Here is a 24,461-nt window from a genome sequence, read left to right as displayed (position 1 = left end):
CCACAGCCTGTTTTCCAGCTGCCCATGCTCCCAGAATTATAATCCATCCCGGTGTACGGTCGTCCATGCAATTCGACCACGCCGGCATTGCGACGGACGACGCCGACCCGCTCTCGGAACTGTTCGCCGACGCCTTCGAAACACCGGTCGTCCATGAGGAGACGTTCGACGGTCTGCAGGTGACGTTTCTGGAGATGGGCAACGGGTACTTCGAACTGCTAGAACCGCTGCCGGATGCCGACGGCGCGATTCCTAGATACCTCGACAGCAACGGGCCGGGTATCCATCACGTGGCTCTAGAGACAGACGACATCGCCACCGCGCTAGAGACAGTCAGCGACTGTGGTATCGATCTCATCGACGAGGAGCCACGGTCGGGCGCGTGGGGTCACGACGTGGCGTTTCTCCATCCGAAGACGACCGGTGGGGTGCTCATTGAGTTAGTCGAGCACTAACCAAGAGCCCGTCCCGGTCCCGGACTCACTCGTCGTCGAGGAAGGCCGCAAACTGTTCTTCGGCACCGGGAGTTAGCCGCTCGGGCGGCTCCGCGAACCACGCCGCACCGACGAGTTCCGATTCGTCCACATCGAGACTTCCCTTCTTGTACTCAGCTTCGAGGTAGATGTCCAGCGTGTGCACCGACCCCTGCGCGTCGGTGTCGGGATAGTACTTCGAGTGAACGACCTCCGCGACGCCGGTGACTGTACAGCGGATACCAGTCTGTTCGTTGACACGGCGCACGGCAGTCCCTTGCACCGACTCGTACTCGTCGCCCTTGCCGCCGCCCGGCAGCGCCCACATATCAGCGCCGCGCCCAAGCACCAGCAAGACCCGGTCACGGGTGTCGCCGGCCGCCTGATCGGGTATCTGATCGCTCAGCTCTGGGAAATCGGAGCCGCCACGGGTGACGAACACGACGCTGTTCCCGGAGTAGCCCGTCCCGCGTGTCGCAGTGAACACGTCAGCGTATTCGTCGGGCGATAGCTCGAAGGTCTCCTCGATGACCGGTACCTCGTCGTAGGCCGCTTCCAGACTCGAAATACGCTCGTCGACGTTCGTCTGGTTGATCTTTTCCGTGAGGTTCGCATCTCCCACCCCAGTCTCAGGGCCGTCAGCGTCGTCAGTCATACGAGGTTGTACTCCGGGTCACCGATAAGTGCCGTGGTCCAGCCGATGAAAAAGAACTTGTATTCTGGTTGTCTGCTTCTGGACATGAAAGCGATTGTCCTTGCAGGCGGGTACGCCACCCGGCTCTGGCCTGTCACCAAGCACCGGCCCAAGATGCTGCTCCCTGTCGGTGAAACGACTGTCATCGACCGGATTCTCAGCGAGCTGGAGGAGGACGATCGCATCACGGACGTGTTTGTCAGTACGAACCAGCGCTTTGCCGATGACTTTCGGGACCACATCGCCGCGAGTCGCTTCGAGAAAGCGTCTCTGACCGTCGAGGAAACTGCCGAGGAAGACGAGAAGTTCGGCGTCGTCGGTGCGCTCGCCCAGCTAGTCGACCGAGAAGGACTCGGCGACGAAGACCTTCTCGTCATCGCTGGCGACAATCTCATCAGCTTCGACATCGCCGAGTTTATCGACTACTTCGAACAGTACGACGACCCCACGCTCGCCGCCTACGATGTCGGGTCCCTGGAAAAGGCTAGCTCCTACGGCCTCATCGAACTCGACGGCGAGGAGGTCACGGATTTCCAGGAGAAGCCCGACGACCCCAACAGCACACTCGTCTCGATTGCCTGCTATGCGTTCCCGGCCGATGCGATCCGCTTCGACGAGTATCTCGAAGACGGGAACAATCCCGACGAACCCGGCTGGTTCATCCAGTGGCTCGTCGAGGACGGGCCTGTCCGTGCGTTCACCTTCGACGACGCCTGGTATGACATCGGGACGCCCGAAAGCTATCTGGAAGCCGTCGCATGGGAACTCGACGGGGACAACGTCGTCGCGGAAGACGCTACCATCGAGAACACCACGCTTGGCGAGAACGTCCACGTCCTCTCGGGAGCCGAGGTCGTCAACTCCAGTCTCGACGGCACCATCGTGTTTCCGGATACAACTATCCTCGATTCGGACATCCGCCAGTCGATTATCGACCGGGATACACAGGTCGAGCGTCTAGACCTCGCCGGCGCACTCATCGGCGCGCACACGCAGTTGACCGACGGAAATTAGCCCCACCCAGCCGTTCTGTCTTTCCTGATTACGCCAACCACGCGTCTTCGATCTGCACTGACCCGCGACTGCCGTCCCACTGCGTCTCGTACTCAATTTCGATCCGGCGGTCCATGTGCGGGCCGTCAGTGACGAGCGTTTCGAACTCGCCGCCTTCCCCGAGGATGTGAACGCCGTACTCGTCGTTGAGTGCCTCCAGTTCGTCGAGCGCGTCGGCGTCGAGCGTGCGACCCAGCCAGGACTCGTCAAGGCCGTAGGCGGCAACGCGGATAATCTGTATCTCGAAGCCGGCGTCCAGCATCGCGTCGGCGAGGTCGCGGGGGTTCTCCTGCCACAGCGGCGCGAATACGTTGGCTTCGAGGCGGTCGGCCATCGATTCGATGCGGGTCGTCTGGTACTCGCTTTCGACGGCCCCGGCAGTGACGCCGGTGATACCGCCGTCCAGCTCGTCGTCGAGTTCTCGCAGTGCTGCTTCCAGCGGTTCGAGTTCGGCATCGCCCTGCTCGCCCGAGTCAGGCACGTCGTCGGCTCCGAAGTCATCAGGTTCGACTTCGACCAGTTGGATGCCGATGCTCTCGGCAGCTAAGCGGGCTAACCGGGTCGCCGGAACGTGGTACATGTATGAGTCGCCCTCCGGGTGGACCGTCACTAGGCGCTCGACGGGGTGGCCCCGTTCCAGTGCCCGGTACAGCGCCCACGAGGAGTCTTTACCGCCGGAAAACAACGAAACCCACGCGCCGTCTGTCATGGCTGCTGATAGCTGTCGGCGGCGTAAATCGCTGTCTATTCCACCAGTTCGTCTTCGATATCGGTGTGGCTGACGTAGGTCGCCACCCTGACGCCAACGAGGCTGATGAGGATGCCTGCAAGGATGAACAGCGCGAGGCGGGTCCCTGCATCCAGCAAGAACCCCTGAATCTGTACGATGCCGAGGTTCGTCTCCGGCACCTGAAACGGCTCAAACACGCCACCGCGTTCGAGGAAGTACGCAGAAAAGCCGCGAACGACGAGCCCGACAGCGACCGCACCGAACGGGAGGTTCACGTACGCGCTCCGAACCCCCTCTTGCTGGATGAGTTCGTCCAGCAGGCGGCCAAGCGAAGCGGCCAACGCCGCGCCGGTCAGCCACGGCACGGACGCGAAGGCAAAGCGGTTTGCAAGCAGGAAGGGACTGATATCACCGACCGCAGAAACGCCCAGCACACCGGCGAAAACTCCGACGAGCGAGAGGCCGGCGGCGACGACGTAGGTCACGAGCGACACCTGTCCCGAGTACAGCGCTTCCCGGGTCTGGCTGGGAAGTTGCGAGAGGTACGCGTCGATACCCAGTCCCTTGTAGATGAGGAACACGCCGATGGCGGCCGCGATAGCGCCGACGGCGATGGTCGGGCTGGTGACGACGAGCAACAGCGGGAACGCGAGCATGATGATGCCGACGGGGACCAGCACCGTCTTGCGCAGTTCCTCGTCGGCCAGGAACTGCTTGAGCAGGTAGTACGTCGATTCAATATCGCGGGCCTGGCGGACGACAACGCGGTCGACGGCATCGACCCGAACGCGGCTCTCGATGATGGGGACCAGCCGCTCGTCGTCGGCGCTGTCGACGACGACGACCGCGGAGCCCGGGTCGTGCTCGGCGACCAGACTGTCGATCTGGCTGGCGATCTCCCGATCCGAGCCGACGCTGTCGCTCCCGCCGCCGACGACGGCGAGGACCGGCTCGGACCCCTCAGCATCGAGTTCATCCGCGACTGCGAGTCCTTCGAGGAGGCAGTTGACCCGACTATCTTCCGGGTCAACGACCCCCGTCTGTGTGATGAGTGACTCGACGGCGTCGCGGCCGACAACGGGACACGCGGCTGTGGCCGGACTGTCCCTGTCGATACACACCACCAGCGTGGTCACACTACGGCGAAGGCGGTCCCCGGATAAAAAACCTCCCGAGCTATCGCCGGAAGGAGAGGCCCTCGATATCGCCGTCAGCGACGCCGGCGATACCCGCTCCCAGCGCGAACGCGACCTGCTGTGCGCCCCCGCGGAGCTTGCCCGTCAATCCGCGCTCGGGCTCGTATTCATTGATCGTCACGTCCTCACCCAGCCGTTGCTCCAGACTCGCCTCAACGTCGTCACGCGTCCCGAGACGGTCGACGAGCCCACGTTCTTCTGCCTCGTCGCCGAGGAAGATTCGCGCTTCGGTGTCTTTGAGCGTCTCGGCGTCCATCTCGCGGCCTTCGGCCACGGTGTCGATGAACTGGTCGTAGTAGTCGTCGACGATGCCCTGCAGGTACTCGCGCTCGTCTTCGGACATTTCCTTCAGCGGGACGCCGGCGTCCTTGTACTCACCGGCGGTGAACTGCTCGTAGGAGAGGCCCAGGCGGTCGGCCAGTTCCTTGGCGTTGACCCGTGAGCCGACGACGCCGATTGAGCCGACGATAGAGCCCTCACGCGCCCACAGTTCGTCGCAGCCGGCGGCGATATCGTAGCCGCCGCTGGCACAGACGTCCGTCGCGTAGGCGATGGTCGGCCCGTCGAACTGCTCGGCGGCGATTCGGATGTCCTCGCTGGGGACGATTTCGCCACCCGGGGTGTTCAGCTTCAGAAGCAGTGCCTCCGAGCCCCGGTCGGAATCAGCGCGTTCGATCTGTTCGACGATATTGTGGGCCGACGCACCGACTGGCGGACTGGTGATGCCACCACCGCCGTCACGACTGATCGGCCCTTCGACGGCGACTTCCGCGACGTTGTGTGCCGGGAGGAGAGAGCCGGCGATGTTGCTGCCGATACGGGCGGTCGCGACGGCGACAGCGATGACCAGCAGGACGCCAAGTAACTGGGCAAGATTGTCGGGCGTCCTGACAAACAGCACCCACCCCAAGATCGTCCCGATACCGACGATAGCTATGACCAGTAACCCGCGAACGATGTCGTCTGCGCCCGCCATTACTGATACATCCCAAGCGGCCGTGCGCTCGTGCTCTCCTCTTGATTCTCCTGCAGCTGCTGTGCGAGTTGCGCCTTGGCTCGACCGATTTCCTCGGCCTGCTCGACCAGAGCCTCGGTGTCGATCTCGAAGTCAGTGAGCGGACTGATACCCGTCTGCAGGAGCGCCCGCGCCGCTTCCGGGTCGGGGAACTGCTGGTCGGCTTCGACGATAAGTCCGACGCTCGTCAGCCCGGTTCGCTGCGATTCATGGACTAGTGCGCCGGTCGGCCCAGTGATTGCGCCGTTCTCCGAGGGCGGATTTACGTCCGCCTCCGCAAGCATTGCCGCCCCGTCGCCCGTCGAGATGCCGTACACGTCTGGAACCCCGTCTTTCTCAGCAGGACGGCCGCTGAGGTAGACCGGCGTCGCATCGCTGGACTCGAACCAGCTGACCATACAGCCGGCGAACTCCGTCGCACCGGATGGGGAAATCGGTGCGTCGCTCTGGAGGACGAGCAGGTCGCGATCCTCGTCCGCGTACAGCCGGACCGGCGGGCGAACCTCTGGGTCGTCCGTTCCGTACACGGCGATTTCTGGCAACCCTTCGCAGTGGGCCGACGCGTAGTACTCCATGTCATAGACATCAACAAGATGGTCAGCGGCTATCTTGCCGACGAGTCCGACCCCTGGGAGTCCCTCGATCAGTGTGGGTGAGTCGAGGGAAATGTCGTCGCGGTGGACCTGTATGTGTGCCATACCTCAGATATCGTCCGCCGACGGCTTGAAAGCCATGGGCCGGTGCCGTTCGAAACCCACAAACCGACCGCCAGCGAACGCCGGACAATGGAACCACTCGACCGCTACCGACCCATCATCGACGACTTCGAGGCGTTCATCGACGCATGTGAACGCCCGCTGCCGTCGGCTGTCAGGGTCAACACGATCAAAGCCACCGTCGAGCGGGTCCGGACGGCGCTTGCGGATGCAGACATCGCCTACGACCCCGTCGACTGGCACGACGGCCTGTTCGTCCTGCCCGAGGACTCCCCCGGCGCGAACTGGCCGTACTTCCACGGCTGGATTCACGGGCAGGAGGAGGTGTCCGTGATTCCGGCGACCGTACTGGACCCCCAGCCCGGCGAGCGGGTCTGGGACGCCTGTGCGGCACCGGGGAGCAAGACGACCCAGCTCGCCGCGCTGATGGAGGATACCGGTGAAGTCGTCGCAACCGACAACAACCTCGGGCGGATTTCGGCGTTGCGGACCAACACCGAGCGACTGGGGGCGACGACGGTTGCCGTCACCCACGAGGACGGCCGCAACCACTCGCTCAAGCCCTTCGGCGGCAAGGGGTACGACCGGGCGCTCGTCGACGTCCCCTGTTCCTGTGAGGGGACTATCCGAAAGAACCCCGACACGCTGGAGGACTGGTCGCTCTCGCACGTCGAGGGTATCTCCGGCGTCCAGAAGGGCATCCTCAAACGCGCCGTCGAGGTGACTGAGCCCGGGGGGACCGTCGTCTACTCCACCTGCACGTTCGCCCCGGAAGAAAACGAGGCCGTGCTGGACTACGTGCTCGACGAGGTCGCCTGTGAAATCGTGGACTACGACCTCCCGCTCGATCATGCACCGGGGATCACCGAGTGGGAAGACGAGAGCTTCGACCCCAGCGTAACCAGCGCTAAGCGCATCTACCCGCACCACAACGACACGGGCGGGTTCTTCTGTGCGAAACTGGAGGTGCCCGCGGAATGAGCAACCAGAGCACTGAGTTCACGCGACTCCCAGAGACGGACGAAGCGCGTGAAGACCCCGAGCGAGCGACCCGACAGGAAGTGCTCGGCTTCTGGGCTGAACGCTTTGGCGTCCCGCCGGAGACCTTCGAGGGGTACACCTTCTGGGAGCGCGGTGCTGGCAAACTATGGCTGTATCAGGGCAGCCCGCCGTCGCCGGTGGACATCGAGGGCTTGGGAATGACGTTCCTGCGAACGCGTCAGGAACACTGGAAGCCGACGCTGGAAGCCGTCCAGCGGTTCGGCGAGTACGCCAGCCAGAACGTCATCCACCTCGATGAGGACACCGCCCGGGCGTTCGTGGCCGGCGAGGATCAAGAACTCGACTGGGACGGTGACTGGGGGTATCTCGTCGTCACTCACGACCTTGCTGGTGCGGCTGAACCGGTTGGCGTCGGCCTGTACGTCTACGGCGAACTCAGGTCACAGGTGCCGAAAGGGCGCCGGCGAGAAGTCTAACCCGACGACCCACCCGTCCCACTGAGAACCAGTTAGCCACTGGAAGACTGTGTGGCTGCCGTTCCCTGCATCGCGTACAGCTCCGCGTATGTCCCGTCGCCGTCAAGCAGTTCGGCGTGGCTACCCTGTTCTGTGACCTGCCCGTCCTCAACAGTGTAGATTCGGTCGGCGTTCGAGACTGTCGAGAGACGGTGGGCGATTGCGATCACAGTCTGGTCCCCGTCAAGCGTCTCGACAGTACGATGGATTTGCCGTTCCAGATTTGAGTCGAGGTCGCTAGTGGCTTCATCGAGTACAAGCACCTCCGCGTCGGTCAGGAGCGCCCGGGCCAGTGCGACGCGCTGACGCTGTCCGCCGGAGAGTTTCACGCCATCGTCGCCTAACACCGTGTCGAGCCCCTGTGGAAGGTCATCGAGAAACTCGAGAACGAGTGCCTTCTCAGCGACTTCGTAGAGCGTCTCATCGGAGATATCGCGGCCGGCAGTGAGGTTGTACCGCAACGTATCGTTGAAGATGTGGGGGTCCTGTCGAACCATCGCAACAGCGTCACGCCATTCCTCAAGGGCATAGGCCGAAATCGGCGTCCCGTTCGCCAGGATATCACCACTATCCGGGGTATAGAGTCGCGTGAGCAGCGAGACAACTGTTGATTTGCCGCCACCGGACTCCCCGACGATGCCGACGAACTCCCCTCGCTCGACAGCCATCGAGAAGTCCGCAAGCACTGGCTCGTCCTCGTAGGCGAACGAGACGTTCTCGAACGCGATTTCCCCAATTCGGTCTGGGACCGACTGCCCGCCAGTTGGCTCCTGCTGGGCTTCGAGGCGGTCGATGAACTGGTGGGTTCGGACCAGATGTGGGAGCTCTCCCTCGATAGCGTAGATGGTAGAGTTGAGCGAACTCAGCCGGGGGGCGAGTCGGAGCATCGCGAACAGGAACACGCCGAGTTCCGCGATAGATAGCGCCCGAAAACTGATGGCGACGTAGACGAGCCCAAACAGGAGCAGCGAGACCGAGAGGCGATAGAGGCTTCCGATTGCAACCTGGTTCCGGCGGACGGCAACGCTAGTAGAGGTGTACCGGTCGAGTGTGGACCGGAACTCAGCAAGCAGTCCGTCGTGCATACCAAACAGCTTCACGTCACGGATACCTTGCGTCCCCGCCTGTGTTGTCTCCTGCAGCTGTTCGTTTGCCGTCGCCACACGGTCGCCAACAGCGTACCCGGGCTCGATGCCGTATCTGATGATTGCCGTGACACCGCCGAGGGCGACAGCCGCACCGACTGCTAGCACCGGAGCGATAGCCAGTGCGATTCCGATATACACCAGACAGAGGATTCCCTGCTGGAAGAACTGGATTATCCGGCCGATGACACGGCCGGCGTACCGGGTCTGTGTCAGAATCGTGTTTATGATGTCATCGGACCCTTTGTCGTCGTAGTAGCCGACTGACGCGCCCATTGCCAGTTCGTAGGCCAGGTCTTTGAGGTCACGTTCGTACGTCTGTGTGAGCTTCGCCGCGAGCCATTTCACGGTAAACGACGCTGTATATCGGACAACCATCACGAACGCGAGACCGGACAGCAAAAATTCGAGTGTGAGCGGGAGTCCCGCAGCGGCGTACGCGGAAAGGAATTGGCCGGTGACGCCGTCCGCCTGAAGCGGGAGACCCTGCCCAGCCTGTGCGGCGTCGAGTATCGGAAACAGGAACGAGAGGCCAACACCCTCCAGTAGCATCACGAAGAGGCTGGCAGCGACGATACTCCCCGTCAGTGCCGGCCGGTACAACGCTACGCGGCGCAACGATGCGTATTTTTCACTGACGGAAGGAGTCGTAGCCATTGTTCAGGATGCGGTTTCTATGCGGCATAGTTACCGGCTTACTACGGCCGGGTCGTTTGGGAGCGAAGGGCACGTCTAACGGCAGCCAGAGTCACCATGGAGGCGAAAAGAGGCCATAACAAATAGTGCGAGTATCGCCGATATCCATATGGTCGCGATAGATTCCGGATCGACTGTTGTCGCAACTGACGACTGCGTCACCACGACTATCGACGGCGAAATCGTGTTGCTCAACAACGAGACGGGACGGTACCAGGGCCTGTCAGGGGTCGGCCCGGACATCTGGGACCGAATTCAGGAACCGACAGAACCAGCGGCAGTCGTCTCGGCGCTGGTCAAAGAGTACGATGTCGACAGGAACCGGGCCGCAAATGATGTGGAACGCTTTCTGGAAACGCTTGCCGCGGAGCAACTCATCAAGGTCGATGCGAACCCGACTCCGTGAGTTCAGGGCGTTGTCACGGGCGCAGAAGCTATTGCTCTGTGAAGCAGTGGTACTGATCATTGCGAGCAAAGTACTGCTTACAGTCGCCGGGCTGGAGGATGCAGAGTGCTGTTTCGGCACAGTCTCCCAGTTCTTCCCGTGTCATCGACAGTCTGGATCACCAGAGTCAGTACGCTGGGCGGTTTCGACAGCTGGATCGTGTCTTCCGGGCACCTATGATTGTCTTGAGCGGGCACTCACTGGGAGTACATTGCTGAAGGCGAGTGATTCGCCACATTGTCTCCGCTTCGGTGTGGATACACAGTCCGATACGTTTGAGGCTCATGCTTGGGTCGAGTCAAACGGTGATGTCCTTATCGGGGATGTCGACGACTTTGGGCGTTTCCGACCACTCACGGAACGCGAAGTACGCGACTAACGGATAGTAAACACCCTATTCTGTTGAAATTCAGCAGTAATAGATAATATAACAAATACATATATGCCTGAAAGCAGATGTGGAGGTAACCAATGAAGGAATACGAAACGCCGTCGGTCGAAACGTACGGAACTGTCGAAGAAAAGACGAACTGGTGGGATCACGACGACGGATACGGGAAGTGGAGCTAGCGTCCACAGTCTGTTCACACATCTAGCGGACTCCTCTTTTTATCAGTACTCGATACTGGCACTATTCAGTGGATACATTGCGACGGTTTCGTGGTTGTGTACTGGGAGTAGAGAGTCCATTCTTATCCACCACAGCAGTCAAGCGGTCTGGTATGAACCAGGGGTGTCGTAGCTGGGGTGTGTCTCACCACAGACGGAATCGATGGACAACTATGCGGGGAGGACACTAGTCGGATGGCGACAGCAAACACAGCCACGTACGAAGCCTTTGGGCTGACAGTCCGCTCGGCCTTCGACGTACCGGAGCTTCCGCCCGTTGAGACAGCGCCTGACGGGCAGGCTGATGTCACTATCACTGAGGAACGGATTCCCCGCCCACTATCGGCTGCGTCCGGGTCAACCTTTCACGCGGTAACCGAGCGCGAATACTACCTTCTGTACGATGCCGCAACGGTCAGAATTCTCGACGGGAAATCCATCGCTGTAGACCCGGCCTCGGACGTGCCAGGCGAAGTCCTCCGCCACGTACTGGTCGGCCCAGCGTTGAACCACCTGCTGGATCAACGGGGCTACTTCGTGCTGCACGCCAGTACCGTCAGCATCGACGGGCGCGCAGTGGCGTTCGTTGGGGAGTCGGGAGTCGGAAAAACGACAACTGCGATGGCCTGCCTGCTCGACGGACATCGTGTCCTGAGCGATGACGTAGCTGCGATAGCGCTGGACGATGCGGGACCAGTCGTCCGAAGTGGCTACCCATCGATGAAACTCGATCCGGAGGCGGTCGAGGTGTTTGATCCTCCGGTCGAGCCGCCGGAACAGGTCCACAGCGGTCGCCCTCGGCACTTCTATGGGCTCAGGCACGACCAGCCCGCGACCCCGGTGCCGCTAGAACGGATTTACCTGCTCGAAGACGGCGAGACAATCGAGGTGGACGCAGTCAGGCCGGACGAGCAGGTCATGGCGCTCGTGGATAATACATACACGCTGGGCGCGCTGGAAGCCGACGGCCAGGCCGCGTCCAATTTCAGCACCTGCGGAGAGATTGTCGAGATGACTGATATAAAACGGCTTCGCCGACCGCGAAATCTCGATGCGATTCCGGATGTCGCAGCCCGGATTCAGTCTGATCTCAAGAGTGACTCATGCTGACGGAGGCTGAACCCGAACTTCAGGTGGTCGTCGATTGTGCTCGTACCGCAGTCGTCACCGACGCTTCCCCCGATCCTCCCGCGGTGGATGGGACGCCAGACTGGGACCGCGTCGTTGCACTCGCCCAGTATCACGGTGTTGTGCAACTCCTCTATGAGGGACTGGAAGCGATGGCACGCGAGAGTGATGATGAGTTCACCGTGCCAGCGGCCGTGTTGACACGACTTAGCAGCATCGTACAGGGAAAACGGATGCGGAATCTCGCGTTTACGACCGAGTTACAGGAGATAATCGAGAGTTTTGAGAAGCGTGGTGTCCGTGCGATACCGTTCAAGGGGCCGGCGCTGTCCGCCGCCGCTTACGACGACGCAACGGTGCGTGAGTACAACGATCTAGATCTGCTCGTCCACCCAGAAGATATCCCCGCCGCTGCGGATATTCTCGAAGGACGAGGATATGAGTGGCGCGGGGGCACGCCGCGGTTGGATGACGCCGCGCTGTTAGGCGGTCCTGTGACGAAGGCAATCGTTCACGAGTACGAGATGCGTGGTCCGGAGTTCGACGTGGAACTTCGCTGGCGCGTGGGCGATGCCGAGCGACCGTTCTCCATCCCGTTCAGTGAACTCTGGGACCGCCGCGACACCATAGCGGTCGGCGGCCAACCGCTTCCAGCACTTGCACAGCCAGATCGGCTGCTCGTGTTAGCGTTCCACGGAACCAAGCACCGCTGGTATCTCCTGAAGTGGCTCTGTGATTTCGTTGCGGCACTGGAGTCGACAGACGCCGACTGGTCACACGTCCTCGCTCGGGCGCAAAAAACTGGCGTCGAGCGTAATCTACTGCTTGGGGCCGCGCTTGCCCGTGCTGTCTTCGGGTACACCCTCCCAGCGCCGCTACTGGACCGCCTTCGTACGGACAGCCGCGTGTCCGAATTAGCCGAAACCGTCGTTGAGTCGCTGGCCGCTGGGACGCCAGAGGCGCCCACACAGTTCGAAGCCGCTCGGTTTTATCTGGCTGCCAGCGATTCGATGACAGCGCTGTTGCCGCTCCTGCTGTTACATTCGTCACTTCACCCGACCTACTCGGAGTACCAGTTTCGCCCGCTCCCCGGCCCGCTGCATCCGCTGTACTACGTCATTTGGCCGCTCCGACTCCTCCTCGAAACGCCACAGTGGCGGCGACAGCCTTCTGAGAAGCGACGTGACGAAGCGACCTGAACAACGATTGCTCCTTTGATAGCGATGTGAGATGCTGTACCTGAGAGCGGAGTCCCCACCGTTTCTCACAGACCACTCATTCCCGTGGCTGGATTGTCCCCTCACCCAGTCCTTCCCAGGCGACGCGGTAGCCAAGGCGCGCGAGCGCAGCGCTGTCGTCCGCAACCCCGTACGCCGAGAGTCGATCGGTCGCCGTCTCGTATGCCATTCCGGGTTCGATTTCCTCGGCCAGTTCGTCCAGTACGGTGGGGTCAACGAGTGTGCGGCCGACGCGCTCGTGAGCCGGAAAGACCACATCTTCCAGCGCACCCTCGCTAACACCGTGCTCCGCGGCGAGGTCGGCGAGTGAGATAACGTCGGCAACCGGCCGCAGTTCGTCGGATATCTCTGCAACGCTCTCATGCACGAGTCGCTCCTCGTAGGGTCGCAGGGCGTCTCGCACATCTTTTACTCTGACCGTGCCGGAGTACGGAATTGCCCGATTATCCGTTGCCTCGATTTCCTCGCCGACGCCAAGCGATTCGTCGACTGCGACCAGCATCTCGATCTCCTCCAGTGCGTCAAGACGGGCAAGTTTTTTCTCGACGTACTCCGGCGTCCAGAACCCCATGATTTCGAAGAAGACGCGGAAGGGTGTGTCGCCGTCGGTCACGTCCGAACCACCCGTACTGCGACCGGTATCCCGCACCCCGGTGTCAGTGCCGGGTCGCCACTCGAATGCGAAGTCCGGAATGACGACGTGTTCGCCGGCGCGTAACGGCTCCGGTTCGCGTATCAGGTCCCAGTCGAGGTCCAGTGCGGCGAACCGGCCGGCGAAGTCGGCTTCGACGCCGCTGTCGTAGCTGACCTCTGTTACGGGCTCGACACCGGGAACGGAGACATCTCCATCTGAAAGGGTGAGTTCCCGCTCGGTGCCCCGGTCGTCGATGGTTGCCGTCAGCTCCCACTCGTTTGCGGTCGCGACCGTTCGCAGGAGGCGCGCGAAGCGGGTCCCGTACCGGCGCGTGTTCGAGAACAGCGCGTCCGGTCCTGTAACGACGACTTCCCGACCGTTCCCTGTCCGACGGATCTCGTACATCAGCCGGAGGCGTTTGACCGCCGAGACGAGCGCCTTCGGATCGGAGGAACGGACTCGCACCTCTGTCGCGTCGAACAGCGCCGTTTGCGCCAGCGAGAGATTGTACTGGGTCCGAAGTTCGGCCGGCCCCCAGCGAGAGTCCACCTCCGTGAGGACCTGCCGAGAGCCCCGGTCGGCGTACAGCGTGTCGGCCAGCGATGCGGCATCCGTGCCGAAGTGGTCAGCCGCTTCGGCGAGTGCCTGCTGGCGCTCGGCTTCGGTCACGACGCCAACGTCTGCAGCGGCTTCGAACACCCGACGACGGGCACGAACAGGGTCGATCGGGGCGTGCGTCTCAAATGTTGCTTCCCGTTCGACGAGTTTCGCCAGCCCGCGGACCAGCTTGAAATCGTCGGCCTCCCGTTCGACATCCGCGAGTGCCGTCTCCAGCGTCTCGCGGGACTCGCCGATGTGGCCCTGATAGATACCGAGTACGCGGGCCGCCAGTTGCTCCGCGTCGGCGTCGGCGAACTGCAGGTGATAACCACCGCCCGCGCGGGACACCCGCAGGAGGTCTTTCGTCAGCACACGCGTCCCTCCGCCACGGAGCGACAAAAACACGGGGAGTGACGACGCCCCCGCAGAGACGCCCGTCGCAGCCGGCATCATTCCGCCGGATGTCTGTCCTCAAAGGTGACTTCGACAGTTGCATCGTCCGCGATCGACCGGCCGACGGCACGTTCGAGGTCGGAGACAAGAGCCGGATACGGCCGGTCGGCGGGCCGACTGACCGCGACGGTGACCACCCGGTCCAGCCGGTACACTGAGACGCCGCCGAACCGGGTCTGGACCGACTGTAATCGGAGCCGCTCGTATGATTCGTCGGACAGCACTTCGGTAACAGCGTCGTTTACCGACGTTTCGACCTGCATCTGTTGGGCGGTGACCGTCCCGGCGCCGGCAAACGCGACCAGCAGCGCCAGAACAGCGAAAACGGTCGGCGCGTACGTCCGGATCGTCTCTGTCGGCGAGCGGTCGGCCGCCCAGTTCAGCGGACGGAATCCGAGTCCCCAGAGGACAAGAACGCCGGTAAGGTTGATTGACGCGACGTTGACCAGCAGGAGGATACCCGCCCCGAGTGCGACGGCCGGCAGTCCCCAGGCGATACCGACCCCGATGGCCGCAGCGGCGGGGATGAGCGCAGCAGCGATCATCACACCAACTAGTGAGACCGGTAGTGCCGTCGCCAGTCCGAACGCCCCAGCGGCTCCAGCACAGAGTCCGACCGCAAGCGACAGAAAGCCCGGCGAAATGCGCTGGGCGATCTGCTGGACTGTCGTGACACGGAGCTGTCCGGGGACAAACCCGCTGTACCGGATGAACAGTCCGAACAGGGCCGCGCTCCCGATGGCGACAGCGAGCCCGAGCAACTGGTCGCGGACGCCCTCGGCGATGAGCCGGCGGTCGCTGAGCGTCGTCCCGACGCTGGCGATGAGTGCGGAACCGACCTGTGGCGCAATGACCATCGAGCCAACGACGATAGCTGGAGAGTCAAGAAGCAGACCCGCCGTCGCGACGATTGCACTCAGGACCGTCATTCCATAGTAAGTCCCTTGTCCGGGGTTCATGCCGACCGCGCGACCGCGGAGTTCGTCGTGGGAGATGCGGTCCTCGTGGCGGCGGGCAGAGTTTGACTGGTCCGGCCGGGCAGTCTCGGCGTTCCCGACGACAGTGTACCGGTCGGCATCGAGCCCGGTCGCTTCGAGATCGTCGAGCACCTCGTCGACGGCCTCCGGCGGGAGCGGAAACTGCAACAGCCACGCCGTCTCGTCGTCGCTCGTCTCCTTGGTCTGAACATAGCTGATATCACGGTCGTCCAGCACGCCGCAGACGCTGTTGAGGACAGCGTCGGGAACACGGATGTGTATCAACCGCACTCGGACGCACCTCGCGACCCGCAACACTGGCGATTAGCATCGAGCATTTCTCTGCTTCTCGCCGGAGAGAGCCATAGTTATCAAGGTGGTAAGTCCGGTTAGCGTTGGGAGTGCCTGGGCAACGACATATCGCCCGCTACCTGCGTCGCCTGGCGACCCGCTCTTCGGCGGTTTCCTCTGTCACGAGTTCGTACAGCAGTGCCCGTCCGCCGTCGGCTTTCGGTCGGAGAATACGGCCAAGTCGCTGGGTAAACTCCCGCTCTGAGCCGCTCCCCGAGAGGACGACGGCGACGTTCGCGTCAGGCACGTCCACTCCCTCGTCAAGGACGTTCGCGGTCACGACCCGGGAGTACGTCCCGTCACGGAACCGCTCTAGTATCTCCCGACGCTCGCTCGCGCCAGTCTCGTGCGTTATCGCCGGAATGAGAAACCGCTCGGAGAGGCGATACACGAGGTCGGTGTGGGCGGTGAAGACGATGATCCGGTCCTCGCGGTGGCGGTCCAGAATCGTCGCCAGCCGGTCGACCTTCCGCTTGGCATTCATCATCACCTCGCGGGCGCGCTGTTTCGCGAGCAGCGCCTCGCGAGCCGCCGGGTCGTTGCCGGACCGCTTCACGAGTTCCTGATAGTCGCTGCCGGATCGGAGTTGGATGTTGGATTGCTTGAGGTAGTCGGTGAACGTCCCCTGATACTCCTCGTAGCGGTCCCGTTCGTCCGGCGTGAGTGAGACTTCGAGTCGCTTGATATCGTAGTCCGCGAGGTGCTCGCCCGCCAGGTCGTCGACACTGACTCGCTGGACGAGCGGTCCGACGAGGTCCTCTATGACCTCGTGGGCTCCGTCCGGCCGCTCGAACGTCGCTGTCAGTCCGAGCCGCGCCGGCGCAGCGAGCAATCGAGCGATATCCTGATACCCCTCCCCGCCGAGGTGGTGGACCTCGTCGAAGACGACGAGCCCGAAGCGGTCCCCGAGTTCGTCGGCCCGCAGGTATGCCGAGTCGTACGTCGACACAGTGATATCCTCGACGCGCTGTTCGCCCCCGCCCATGCGGCCGACCGGCTGGTCGAACTCCCGTTGTAGCTCGCGCTGCCACTGTTCCAGCAGGTCGATGGTCGGGACGACGACCAGGGTTGGCGCCCCCAGCGCGACCATGGCCGCGATGCCGATGACGGTCTTGCCACTCCCTGTCGGTAGTTCGAGACAGCCTCTGTCCTCAGCTTCACGCCAGGCGTCCAGTGCCGCTTGCTGGTACTTTCGGAGGTCATACGCCGTCGAAAGCGCCAGCGACGGGAGCGAGAAGACGCGCTCCTCATACGCCAGTTCACGATCCTCGAGCACGCTCCGGATGTCGGCGTACCGGTAGGCCGGCGCCCGCCCTGTCTGTGAACGCCGGTCGTACTCGACGCCGGGCAGGTCCGACGGTGGGTCCCCCGACACGCGAATGGTCCCCGACTCGTACGTCAACTCCAGCACACTCCGGGGTTCGCCGGTCCGGCCGATAACGCTTTCGCGGGCCACGCCGCTGCGTGTGTCGCCTGGATTCCCGTCTTCAGCGTAGTGTTACGTCGACAGCGGGTGAAAGAACAATACAGTTTACATCTATTCACCCCCTATTACTCCAACTATGGACGACACGCGTACGACACTACTTGCGCTCTTTCTGTCGGTAGTGCTGACCCTCACTATGATACCGGCGAGCGTGGCCGGAACACAGACGGCGCAGGACACACTGACCGTCGATAAAGGCGGGAGTGCCGACTACCAGTCGATACAGGCCGCTGTGAACGCTGCCGACAGCGGTGACACCGTCGAGGTCCGGCCGGGCACCTACCGGGAAGAAGTCCGAATCAACGAGAGTATTACCCTCGTCGCACCCGGCCGGGCGATACTGGACGGTTCGCGGTTCGTCAACGGAACCGGCGTTACGGTGGCTGGCACAGCCGAAGCGAACATCACCGGATTCACCGTGCGGAACTACCGCTTTGGCGTCGCCGCCAACGGAACCAGCGGTGACTGGACGGTCACTGACACAACCGTTATCGCTGCCGATGTCGGGGTCTACGCACCGAATACGACCGGAAACTGGACTATCGAAGACGCCGCCGTCGCCAGCACGACCTACAGCGGCGTGTTCGCCCGCGGCACCAGCGGCGACTGGACGATCCGCAATACCCGCTTTGTCGAAGTTGGCGGTGACGGCGTCGACGTCCGCAAGTCCTCTGGCGACTGGACGGTCGCCGCGGTCGTCGTCGATCGGTCCGGCGCAGACGGCGTCGACGCCTCCGGGACAACTGGTGACTGGACGGTCCGGAACACGGAGGTCCGCCGAAGCAACACTGGCGTCAAAGCTATCGACAGTGGCGGCAACTGGACGGTGACTGACCTGACGGTCCGCCGGAGCGACACCGGCCTCGTAACTGCTTTTTCAACCGGCGCGTGGACGCTGGAAGATGCATCGATTGAGACCCGAGATGTCGGTGTCTTCGCCGCTCGAACGGCCGGTGCATGGACTATCCAGAATACGACCATCGAGAGCCAGCAGCAGGGAATCCACGCCGTCAACACCAACGCACCGTGGACCATCTCTGAGTCGACTATCTCTGTGACTGCTCAAAGGGATGCTATTGGTGTCGACGCTCGGTCTGCGACTGATGGCTGGTCACTTACCGACGTCACCATCGAAAGCCCTGGTATCGAAGTTGCCGAATGAAGGAACCACGCCAGCGGTGTCTCCCCGTTACGGGCTGCCACTCTCGTCACCAAAGCGAAGCCCTTAATTAAAACACCCCCCTCTCCCAGAGTGCGGGACCGTGGGGTAGCGGTATCCTCGGCGCATGGGGTGCGTCGGACCTGAGTTCGAATCTCGGCGGTCCCACTTTCTCTAAAGCGTGATGAAACCAGCAAGGGAGTAGTGCAACCCTTTCACCCTCACTGTGTCCAGCCACGGTAGATTCGGGTTACTTGCATACAATTCATATTCCTGTCACTTTCTAGCTGAACTGTGGCGGACAGGCATTGCGATATCCTAAGGCGAAATTGTCACGAGAGCGGTGGAGACATAGTCGGTAACGACGTAGTTCAGACAGGCGGTTGGTGGGTGACGCCTGGCGTCACTTCCAGGTGAAGTACGTCAACACACCGATTCCAAGCGTTTCGAGCATCTGGAGCACCATCATCACCTGAACAGCTACCGCAGGCATCGCCGGGGCCGTGAAATAGAAGTACAGAGCAACGGCGTTCTCCGCGAGCAGGAACGACGCGAACACGATGGAACCCAGCGTCAGCGGGGCACGGATTTCGCGGTAGGTCTGCACCCAAATAGTAATAAGGACGCCCAGAAGCAGGATGTTGGCCGCGGCGGCGATACGGGCCCCGTTCAACACGAGACTCATGCTGTGGGCTCCTGTGGTCGGTTCGCTCCCGCTGGTCGTTGGCAGTGTCGTGTCGTGTGCATATCAGTCGTCCACCTGTCTGAGGATTCGCTCGACCGTGTCCCAGTGGGTTCTCGCACGTTCGCTTGGGAGATAGATAACGCCGTAGTCGGCATCGCTACTGGTGATGACCCCGTTCTCTTTGAGCACATCGAGATGGTACCGGATTGTGTTGTATGCCAGATCGAGATCATCGGCGAGCTGGTTGGCGTTTCGCGGCTGGTCGGCCAGCGCGCGTAAAACACGGGCACGGTTGGGTCCTCCGCGAGTACCTGCCAGCGTTTGCCAGAGGACCGTCTCCATTCTGGTCACATTTCCGGTCCGGATGGCAAGAATCCACCGACATACGGGCTAGACGTGCGAGTCGGCTTCGATGGGGCACACCGGTGGAGGCTCGCGATCGCAGGGTACCACGCTCCCACTCGGGGTCCGGAACCACCCCCGACTTCAGCGTGTCAAACCTATTCTCCATGCGTTACAGTTCTGAGAATAGTGGATAAAACAGTTTCGACGAATCAGAAGAGATAGGCGGTTTCAAACCCTCTAGGAGAATTTGAGTGAGAATTGAGAGAGACTCACGAAATGTACTATTTATCTGACAAACTGAGCAAGTGATGTATGACACCAGACACGACTCGACGACGGATTTTGTTCGGTATCGGAACCGGTGTGACAGTCGGTCTCGCCGGCTGTAGCGGCGACGGTGGCGGCGGTGCCGAGCCGACCGAGACGGACAGCGGCATGGACACGCCGATGGAGACCGACACAGATGCGCAGACCGAAGCGGAAACCGACCCGGGAATGGCGGCGGTCCGGGTGGCACACATGTCGCCGAACGCCCCGAACGTGGACGTCTACGTGGAGGGCGATGCAGTCCTCGAAGACGTGCCCTTCGGTGCGGTCAGTGAGTATTTGGACGTGCGCGCGGGAGAGCGGTCGGTCGAGATTACCGCCGCTGGCGACCCGGACACGTCGGTGTTTTCGGGATCCGTCCCAGTGGAAGCGGACACCGAGTACACTATCGCGGCAATCGGTGAAATCGGCGACGACGCCGACCAGGCGTTCGAACCGCTCGTACTGGAGGACGACAACAGCGACCCCGGCGGCGATACCGCACGCGTCCGTCTGGTCCACGCCTCGCCCGACGCGCCGGCCGTTGACGTGACCCTCGCATCGAACGGCGACACGCTGTACGACGGCGTGGAATACGGCGGCTCCGGCTACGTCGAAGCACCCGCAGGCGATTACACGCTTCAGGTCCGGGGTGACACGGAAAGCAACGACGGCGATGTCGTTGCGGAGTTCGACGTGAGCCTGGCCGGGGGCGAAGTGTACACCGCCTTCGCGGCGGGCTATCTCTCGCCGGATGACGAGCCGGCCGACACGCCGTTCGACCTGCTCGTGACGCAGGACACGGCCGGCGACGGTATGGAGACTGAAACCGAATCCGAACCAGCAAGCGTTCGGGTGGCACACATGTCACCGAACGCCCCAAACGTGGACGTCTACGTAGAGGGCGATAAGGTCCTCGAAGATGTGCCTTTCGGTGCGGTCAGTGAGTATCTGGACATCCCCGCTGGCGCGCGAGCGGTCCAGATAACCGCTGCCGGCGACCCGGACGCGTCGGTGTTCGAGGGCGGCGTGCCCGTCGAGAGTGGGCAGGCGTACACTGTCGCCGCAGCCGGCGAAATCGGCGACGAGGCCGGTAAGCCGTTCGAGCCGCTCGTCCTAGAAGACACCACCGCGGCGCCCAACAACGGGACGGCCCGGCTCCGTTTAGTTCACCTGTCACCCGACGCTCCACAGGTCGACGTGACGGTCAAATCGAGCGGCGACGTGCTGTTCGACGCCGTGGATTTCAGGGAGTTCGGCAGCGTCGAAGTGCCGGCGAACGAGTACACCGTTGAGGTTCGCAGCGCCACGCCCGAGAACGACGGGGACGTCGTCGCGGAGTACGACCTGGGACTCGCGAGCGAAACGGGCTACACCGGCTTTGCAGCGGGGTATCTCTCGCCGGACGACGAGCCGGCCGACACGCCGTTCGACTTGACCGTTGCACAGGACGCGGACGGGATGTAACGTTCTGCGGGATGCCGTAGGCGCTATTCGCCGGTATTTGCCACGGTCGACTACGTGGGACGATTTCCTCTACACTTTTGTGACGCCACTAGCAAGCGGGGGTATGGGAAAGGCAAACGACGTAGACTACGCTGACCTGCACGACCCGAACGCAGAGTACACGATGCGGGAGCTCTCTGCGGAGACAATGGGTGTCACCGCCAAGCGCGGCGGCGGTCGCGACGTGGAGATCACCGACGTTCAGACGACGATGGTCGACGGGAACTTCCCGTGGACGCTCGTTCGAATCTACACCGACGCAGGCATCGTCGGCACGGGCGAGGCCTACTGGGGCGCGGGCGTCCCGGAACTCATCGAGCGGATGAAGCCGTTCGTCGTCGGCGAGAACCCGCTGGACATCGACCGCCTGTACGAACACCTCATCCAGAAGATGAGTGGCGAAGGGAGCGTCGAGGGTGTCACCGTGACAGCTATTGCGGGTATCGAGGTCGCACTGCACGACCTCGCGGGCAAGATCCTCGAAGTGCCGGCCTACCAGTTGCTCGGTGGGAAGTATCGTGACGAGATGCGCGTGTACTGTGACTGCCACACCGAGGAAGAGGCCGACCCCGAGGCCTGTGCCGAGGAGGCTCGCCGCGTCGTTGACGAACTGGGCTACGATGCGCTTAAGTTCGACCTTGACGTGCCGAGCGGCTTGGAAAAGGACCGCGCGAACCGTCACCTCCGTCCGGGCGAAATCCGCCACAAGGCCGAGATTGTCGAGAAAGTCACCGAAGAGGTCAAAGACGAGGCTGACGTGGCCTTCGATTGTCACTGGACGTTCTCGGGTAGCTCAGGCAAGCGTCTTGCCGATGCCATCGAGGAGTACGATGTCTGGTGGCTCGAAGACCCCGTTCCGCCAGAAAACATCGAGGTCCAGGAAGAAGTCACCAAGTCCACGACGACGCCGATCACTGTGGGCGAGAACCGCTATCGTGTCACCGAGGAACGCCGACTCATCCAGAACCAAGCTGTCGACATGATCGCGCCGGATATGCCGAAAGTCGGTGGGATGCGCGAGACGCGCAAGGTCGCCGACGTGGCGAACCAGTACTACATCCCGGTCGCGATGCACAACGTGTCCTCACCGGTGGCGACGATGGCGAGCGCACACGTCGGGGCTGCCGTCCCGAACTCACTGGCTGTCGAGTACCACTCCTACGAACTCGGCTGGTGGGACGATCTGGTCGAGGAGACCGTCATCGAGGACGGCTACATCGAGATTCCGGAAGAGCCGGGCCTCGGGCTGACGCTCGATCTCGACGTTGTCGAAGAGCACGTTGTCGAGGGCGACACCGTCTTCGACGAAGCGTAAGGCTCGGCCCCATCGTTGGTGTTGACTGGGGCGGCACCGGGTGACGTGGTGGTCACCCGATAGTACTCACGGCGGCACAGTTACGCCGCACCGAACTCGACGCCGGTGACCTCGAAGCGAGCACCGCCGGCGTCGCTTTCCGTGACCGTTATCGACCAGCCGTGGGTATCGACGATCTCATCGACGATTCGGAGGCCGAACCCGGGACCCGAAGCCAGCGAGTAGCCGCCCTCGAACACCGTGTCGCGCTCGTCGGCCGGAATCCCGACGCCGTCGTCGGCGACGTAGAAGCCGTCGTCCAGTTCGCCGACAGTGAACGTCAGGTCAGCGGTTGCTCCCTGCGACTGTGATATCGAGGTTGTCGCACGCTGTTCGCCGGCGTCTTCCTGTCTCTCGGTGTCTGGCGTCTGTCCATGTTCCACACTGTTGCGGATCAGGTTCTCGAACAGTTGTCGCAGCCGGCTGGGGTCCGCCCGGACCACAGCCGAGGTCTGTAGTTCCAGTGTTGCGTCACCGGTCTCGACAGTTTGCCAGCACTGCTCAGCGACTGTCTGGAGTGGCACCGGCTCGCTGTCGAGCGCTGTCTCGCCGTTCTGGGCCAGCGTCAGGAGGTCGTCGATGAGCTGTCCAATACGGCCGTGAGCTCGCTTGACCGCGTCGAGATGCTCACTATCCTGTTCCATCCGTGCGAGTTCTAGCTGGCCCCGGGCAACATCCAGCGGGTTCCGGAGGTCGTGACTGACGACGCTGGCAAACTCTCCAAGGCGCTTGTTTTGCTGTTCAAGGGCCTGTTGGCGGCTTTCGCGATCGGAGACATCACGTCCGATACCGGCCACGCCGGCTGTCGAGCCGTCAGCAGCCGTTATCCGGCCCCCGGTGAATTCGTATGGAACTGTCGTGCCATCGGCAGTCAGCAGATCGGCTTCGAACGACGTTTCACCCGCCTCAAAAGCGGTCTCGATACCCTGTCGAACGGTTTCACGATCTGATGGGGCGAAGAGTGCTGTCAGCGCCATCGGCGCGAGATCAGCGTCTGCGTACCCGGTGGCTGCCGCCAGCGCATCGTTCCAGCCAGCCAGATCGCCGTTCTCATCGAGTTCATAGAACAGATCCGGCACTGCATCAACCGGTGCGTCAGGGCGGTCAATTTCTGTAACATGTTTCGATTCGCGTCGCTTCCGCTCGGTGATGTCACGGGAGGCGCCGACGATTCTGGCGACCGTCCCATCCTCAACAATGGGTTGTGCCTCGGCACGCACCCAGCGCTGTTCGCCATCCGGTCTGGTAATTCGGAATTCGAGGTCGACGGATTCGCCGGCTGAGACGCGCTGCATCGACTGGACGACTCTATCCTGATCCGTGGGATGAATCGCCGTCATGAACCCCGCGGGGTCGGTTTGCAGCGACTCGACGGAGCGGCCGTAGAGCGTTTCGTATGCCGAATTAACGAACTGTATCTCGGTCCAGTCCCCGGAGAACACCCATAACAGTTCATTCGACTGTTCTGCCAGTTCTGTGAGTCGCTGTCTGGTCCGATTCGCGAGTTCTGTTGACCGGTGATGTTCAACGAGCAACCGAACCCGATTGGCGAGGAGGTCGCTACAGTCAACGGCTGTGTCTCTTCTGAAAACGTCGGTGACTCCGTTGGAGATTGCGTCGCTGGCAACGGAGTCCGACTCGGTCAGCAGCAACACCGGGACATTGCTGTCCCGCTCGTGGACCGTGTTAGCGAATTCACGGCCGGACCGGTCCGGGAGGTTGTCCGCGGCGACGATGCCATCGATAGCCGTGTCTTCGAGCCGTTCGAGCGCACTGCCAGCCCGGGCAGTCGTCGTCAGTGTCAGCGAGTCCGGGTCCCGATTATCCGGGAACTCGACAGTCTCGTCGAGTAGCGGTGTGTCGTCGACCTGCAACACGTGTATCGAATCCGCGGTCGCATATGTGTCAGCCATCTTGTGTAAATAGAACTGCATCACCCCTCTTGAAGCT

At 62.2% G+C, this 24,461-nt stretch carries 23 protein-coding genes and 1 tRNA gene; 12 read left to right on the top strand and 12 right to left on the bottom strand.

Annotated elements, in window-relative coordinates; all coding sequences use genetic code 11:
* The first annotated feature begins 65 nt into the window (after window positions 1–65).
* On the top strand, window positions 66–455 hold the full coding sequence (gene mce, locus RBH20_RS05310) for a methylmalonyl-CoA epimerase (protein ID WP_306706263.1): 390 nt from the start codon (window positions 66–68) through the stop codon (window positions 453–455).
* 25 nt (window positions 456–480) lie between these two features.
* Here mce and RBH20_RS05305 read toward each other — a convergent pair whose 3' ends face one another.
* Complete coding sequence (locus RBH20_RS05305; protein WP_306706261.1) at window positions 481–1,128, bottom strand: NUDIX hydrolase; 648 nt, start codon at window positions 1,126–1,128, stop codon at window positions 481–483.
* Window positions 1,129–1,212: 84 nt separating this feature from the next.
* Here RBH20_RS05305 and RBH20_RS05300 point away from each other — a divergent pair, with 84 nt between their 5' ends.
* Window positions 1,213–2,181: an NDP-sugar synthase gene (locus RBH20_RS05300; protein WP_306706259.1), complete on the top strand. Its 969-nt coding sequence runs from the start codon at window positions 1,213–1,215 to the stop codon at window positions 2,179–2,181.
* A gap of 28 nt (window positions 2,182–2,209) precedes the next feature.
* On the opposite strand, the gene RBH20_RS05295 is transcribed toward RBH20_RS05300, so the two are convergent.
* From RBH20_RS05295 to RBH20_RS05280, 4 genes are read right to left on the bottom strand one after another with little or no spacing between them, the layout of a single operon-like run.
* The gene (locus RBH20_RS05295) at window positions 2,210–2,929 is read right to left on the bottom strand and encodes a diphthine--ammonia ligase (protein WP_306706257.1); all 720 of its coding nucleotides are present in this window, start codon (window positions 2,927–2,929) and stop codon (window positions 2,210–2,212) included.
* 35 nt (window positions 2,930–2,964) lie between these two features.
* Window positions 2,965–4,086, bottom strand: a complete 1,122-nt coding sequence (locus tag RBH20_RS05290) for a DUF373 family protein (RefSeq protein WP_306706254.1) — start codon at window positions 4,084–4,086, stop codon at window positions 2,965–2,967.
* A 40-nt stretch (window positions 4,087–4,126) separates the two neighbouring features.
* Window positions 4,127–5,122 carry a signal peptide peptidase SppA gene (sppA, locus tag RBH20_RS05285; RefSeq protein ID WP_306706252.1) on the bottom strand — a complete coding sequence of 332 codons (996 nt, stop codon included), beginning with the start codon at window positions 5,120–5,122 and terminating at the stop codon, window positions 4,127–4,129.
* Window positions 5,122–5,859 carry a proteasome assembly chaperone family protein gene (locus RBH20_RS05280; RefSeq protein WP_306706250.1) on the bottom strand — a complete coding sequence of 246 codons (738 nt, stop codon included), beginning with the start codon at window positions 5,857–5,859 and terminating at the stop codon, window positions 5,122–5,124. The genes sppA and RBH20_RS05280 overlap by 1 nt, the downstream gene beginning before the upstream one ends.
* Before the next feature lie 87 nt (window positions 5,860–5,946).
* On the opposite strand from RBH20_RS05280, the gene RBH20_RS05275 reads away from it, so the two are divergent.
* Together RBH20_RS05275 and RBH20_RS05270 are read left to right on the top strand one after the other, a co-directional pair.
* Entirely contained in the window at window positions 5,947–6,858 is a 912-nt protein-coding gene (locus RBH20_RS05275; RefSeq protein ID WP_306706248.1) for an RsmB/NOP family class I SAM-dependent RNA methyltransferase, read from the top strand.
* The gene (locus tag RBH20_RS05270) at window positions 6,855–7,355 is read left to right on the top strand and encodes a hypothetical protein (RefSeq protein WP_306706245.1); all 501 of its coding nucleotides are present in this window, start codon (window positions 6,855–6,857) and stop codon (window positions 7,353–7,355) included. The genes RBH20_RS05275 and RBH20_RS05270 overlap by 4 nt, the downstream gene beginning before the upstream one ends.
* 32 nt (window positions 7,356–7,387) lie before the next feature.
* Here the strand turns inward: RBH20_RS05270 and RBH20_RS05265 are convergent, their stop codons facing one another.
* A complete protein-coding gene (locus tag RBH20_RS05265; protein WP_306706243.1) occupies window positions 7,388–9,196 on the bottom strand; it encodes an ABC transporter ATP-binding protein in 1,809 nt (602 codons plus the stop codon).
* Window positions 9,197–9,344: 148 nt separating this feature from the next.
* Here RBH20_RS05265 and RBH20_RS05260 point away from each other — a divergent pair, with 148 nt between their 5' ends.
* From RBH20_RS05260 to RBH20_RS05245, 4 genes are all read left to right on the top strand, one after another.
* On the top strand, window positions 9,345–9,641 hold the full coding sequence (locus tag RBH20_RS05260) for a PqqD family peptide modification chaperone (protein WP_306706240.1): 297 nt from the start codon (window positions 9,345–9,347) through the stop codon (window positions 9,639–9,641).
* On the top strand, window positions 9,544–10,059 hold the full coding sequence (locus tag RBH20_RS05255; protein WP_306706238.1) for a lasso peptide biosynthesis B2 protein: 516 nt from the start codon (window positions 9,544–9,546) through the stop codon (window positions 10,057–10,059). Before RBH20_RS05260 ends, RBH20_RS05255 begins: the two co-directional genes overlap by 98 nt.
* 425 nt (window positions 10,060–10,484) lie before the next feature.
* Window positions 10,485–11,399 (top strand): hypothetical protein, encoded by a 915-nt coding sequence (locus RBH20_RS05250; protein WP_306706236.1) that lies wholly within the window; start codon window positions 10,485–10,487, stop codon window positions 11,397–11,399.
* The gene (locus tag RBH20_RS05245) at window positions 11,393–12,616 is read left to right on the top strand and encodes a nucleotidyltransferase family protein (protein WP_306706234.1); all 1,224 of its coding nucleotides are present in this window, start codon (window positions 11,393–11,395) and stop codon (window positions 12,614–12,616) included. Before RBH20_RS05250 ends, RBH20_RS05245 begins: the two co-directional genes overlap by 7 nt.
* A gap of 76 nt (window positions 12,617–12,692) precedes the next feature.
* Here RBH20_RS05245 and RBH20_RS05240 read toward each other — a convergent pair whose 3' ends face one another.
* The 3 genes from RBH20_RS05240 to RBH20_RS05230 form a co-directional block, all read right to left on the bottom strand.
* A complete protein-coding gene (locus RBH20_RS05240; protein WP_306706232.1) occupies window positions 12,693–14,261 on the bottom strand; it encodes a DUF790 family protein in 1,569 nt (522 codons plus the stop codon).
* A 77-nt stretch (window positions 14,262–14,338) separates the two neighbouring features.
* Window positions 14,339–15,610: a TIGR00341 family protein gene (locus tag RBH20_RS05235; RefSeq protein ID WP_306706230.1), complete on the bottom strand. Its 1,272-nt coding sequence runs from the start codon at window positions 15,608–15,610 to the stop codon at window positions 14,339–14,341.
* 136 nt (window positions 15,611–15,746) lie between these two features.
* The gene (locus tag RBH20_RS05230) at window positions 15,747–17,081 is read right to left on the bottom strand and encodes a DEAD/DEAH box helicase (protein ID WP_306706228.1); all 1,335 of its coding nucleotides are present in this window, start codon (window positions 17,079–17,081) and stop codon (window positions 15,747–15,749) included.
* 151 nt (window positions 17,082–17,232) lie between these two features.
* Here RBH20_RS05230 and RBH20_RS05225 point away from each other — a divergent pair, with 151 nt between their 5' ends.
* Together RBH20_RS05225 and RBH20_RS05220 are read left to right on the top strand one after the other, a co-directional pair.
* Entirely contained in the window at window positions 17,233–18,318 is a 1,086-nt protein-coding gene (locus RBH20_RS05225; protein WP_306706226.1) for a right-handed parallel beta-helix repeat-containing protein, read from the top strand.
* A gap of 94 nt (window positions 18,319–18,412) precedes the next feature.
* A tRNA-Pro gene (locus RBH20_RS05220) sits at window positions 18,413–18,483 on the top strand.
* A gap of 235 nt (window positions 18,484–18,718) precedes the next feature.
* Here RBH20_RS05220 and RBH20_RS05215 read toward each other — a convergent pair.
* Together RBH20_RS05215 and RBH20_RS05210 are read right to left on the bottom strand one after the other, a co-directional pair.
* Entirely contained in the window at window positions 18,719–19,000 is a 282-nt protein-coding gene (locus RBH20_RS05215) for a hypothetical protein (protein WP_306706224.1), read from the bottom strand.
* Window positions 19,001–19,063: 63 nt separating this feature from the next.
* Complete coding sequence (locus RBH20_RS05210) at window positions 19,064–19,342, bottom strand: helix-turn-helix transcriptional regulator (RefSeq protein WP_306706222.1); 279 nt, start codon at window positions 19,340–19,342, stop codon at window positions 19,064–19,066.
* Between the two features lie 315 nt (window positions 19,343–19,657).
* On the opposite strand from RBH20_RS05210, the gene RBH20_RS05205 reads away from it, so the two are divergent.
* Together RBH20_RS05205 and RBH20_RS05200 are read left to right on the top strand one after the other, a co-directional pair.
* Entirely contained in the window at window positions 19,658–21,118 is a 1,461-nt protein-coding gene (locus tag RBH20_RS05205; RefSeq protein WP_306706220.1) for a DUF4397 domain-containing protein, read from the top strand.
* A 103-nt stretch (window positions 21,119–21,221) separates the two neighbouring features.
* Window positions 21,222–22,472: a mandelate racemase/muconate lactonizing enzyme family protein gene (locus RBH20_RS05200; protein ID WP_306706218.1), complete on the top strand. Its 1,251-nt coding sequence runs from the start codon at window positions 21,222–21,224 to the stop codon at window positions 22,470–22,472.
* Between the two features lie 80 nt (window positions 22,473–22,552).
* Here the strand turns inward: RBH20_RS05200 and RBH20_RS05195 are convergent, their stop codons facing one another.
* The gene (locus RBH20_RS05195) at window positions 22,553–24,424 is read right to left on the bottom strand and encodes a PAS domain S-box protein (protein ID WP_306706216.1); all 1,872 of its coding nucleotides are present in this window, start codon (window positions 24,422–24,424) and stop codon (window positions 22,553–22,555) included.
* Between the last annotated feature and the right edge of the window lie 37 nt (window positions 24,425–24,461).

This window comes from Haloarcula sp. H-GB4 (assembly GCF_030848575.1).
In the GTDB taxonomy this organism is placed as follows: domain Archaea; phylum Halobacteriota; class Halobacteria; order Halobacteriales; family Haloarculaceae; genus Haloarcula.
This window is presented reverse-complemented; position numbering and strand designations above follow the sequence as displayed.

Bases quoted from the DNA above. Each gene is read 5' to 3' on its own strand.
- mce (WP_306706263.1), top strand. From the start codon at position 66: ATGCAATTCGACCACGCCGGCATTGCGACGGACGACGCCGACCCGCTC.
- RBH20_RS05305 (WP_306706261.1), bottom strand. From the start codon at position 1,128: ATGACTGACGACGCTGACGGCCCTGAGACTGGGGTGGGAGATGCGAAC.
- RBH20_RS05300 (WP_306706259.1), top strand. From the start codon at position 1,213: ATGAAAGCGATTGTCCTTGCAGGCGGGTACGCCACCCGGCTCTGGCCT.
- RBH20_RS05295 (WP_306706257.1), bottom strand. From the start codon at position 2,929: ATGACAGACGGCGCGTGGGTTTCGTTGTTTTCCGGCGGTAAAGACTCC.
- sppA (WP_306706252.1), bottom strand. From the start codon at position 5,122: ATGGCGGGCGCAGACGACATCGTTCGCGGGTTACTGGTCATAGCTATC.
- RBH20_RS05280 (WP_306706250.1), bottom strand. From the start codon at position 5,859: ATGGCACACATACAGGTCCACCGCGACGACATTTCCCTCGACTCACCC.
- RBH20_RS05275 (WP_306706248.1), top strand. From the start codon at position 5,947: ATGGAACCACTCGACCGCTACCGACCCATCATCGACGACTTCGAGGCG.
- RBH20_RS05270 (WP_306706245.1), top strand. From the start codon at position 6,855: ATGAGCAACCAGAGCACTGAGTTCACGCGACTCCCAGAGACGGACGAA.
- RBH20_RS05265 (WP_306706243.1), bottom strand. From the start codon at position 9,196: ATGGCTACGACTCCTTCCGTCAGTGAAAAATACGCATCGTTGCGCCGC.
- RBH20_RS05260 (WP_306706240.1), top strand. From the start codon at position 9,345: ATGGTCGCGATAGATTCCGGATCGACTGTTGTCGCAACTGACGACTGC.
- RBH20_RS05255 (WP_306706238.1), top strand. From the start codon at position 9,544: ATGTCGACAGGAACCGGGCCGCAAATGATGTGGAACGCTTTCTGGAAA.
- RBH20_RS05250 (WP_306706236.1), top strand. From the start codon at position 10,485: ATGGCGACAGCAAACACAGCCACGTACGAAGCCTTTGGGCTGACAGTC.
- RBH20_RS05245 (WP_306706234.1), top strand. From the start codon at position 11,393: ATGCTGACGGAGGCTGAACCCGAACTTCAGGTGGTCGTCGATTGTGCT.
- RBH20_RS05225 (WP_306706226.1), top strand. From the start codon at position 17,233: ATGGACGACACGCGTACGACACTACTTGCGCTCTTTCTGTCGGTAGTG.
- RBH20_RS05215 (WP_306706224.1), bottom strand. From the start codon at position 19,000: ATGAGTCTCGTGTTGAACGGGGCCCGTATCGCCGCCGCGGCCAACATC.
- RBH20_RS05210 (WP_306706222.1), bottom strand. From the start codon at position 19,342: ATGGAGACGGTCCTCTGGCAAACGCTGGCAGGTACTCGCGGAGGACCC.
- RBH20_RS05205 (WP_306706220.1), top strand. From the start codon at position 19,658: ATGACACCAGACACGACTCGACGACGGATTTTGTTCGGTATCGGAACC.
- RBH20_RS05200 (WP_306706218.1), top strand. From the start codon at position 21,222: ATGGGAAAGGCAAACGACGTAGACTACGCTGACCTGCACGACCCGAAC.
- RBH20_RS05195 (WP_306706216.1), bottom strand. From the start codon at position 24,424: ATGGCTGACACATATGCGACCGCGGATTCGATACACGTGTTGCAGGTC.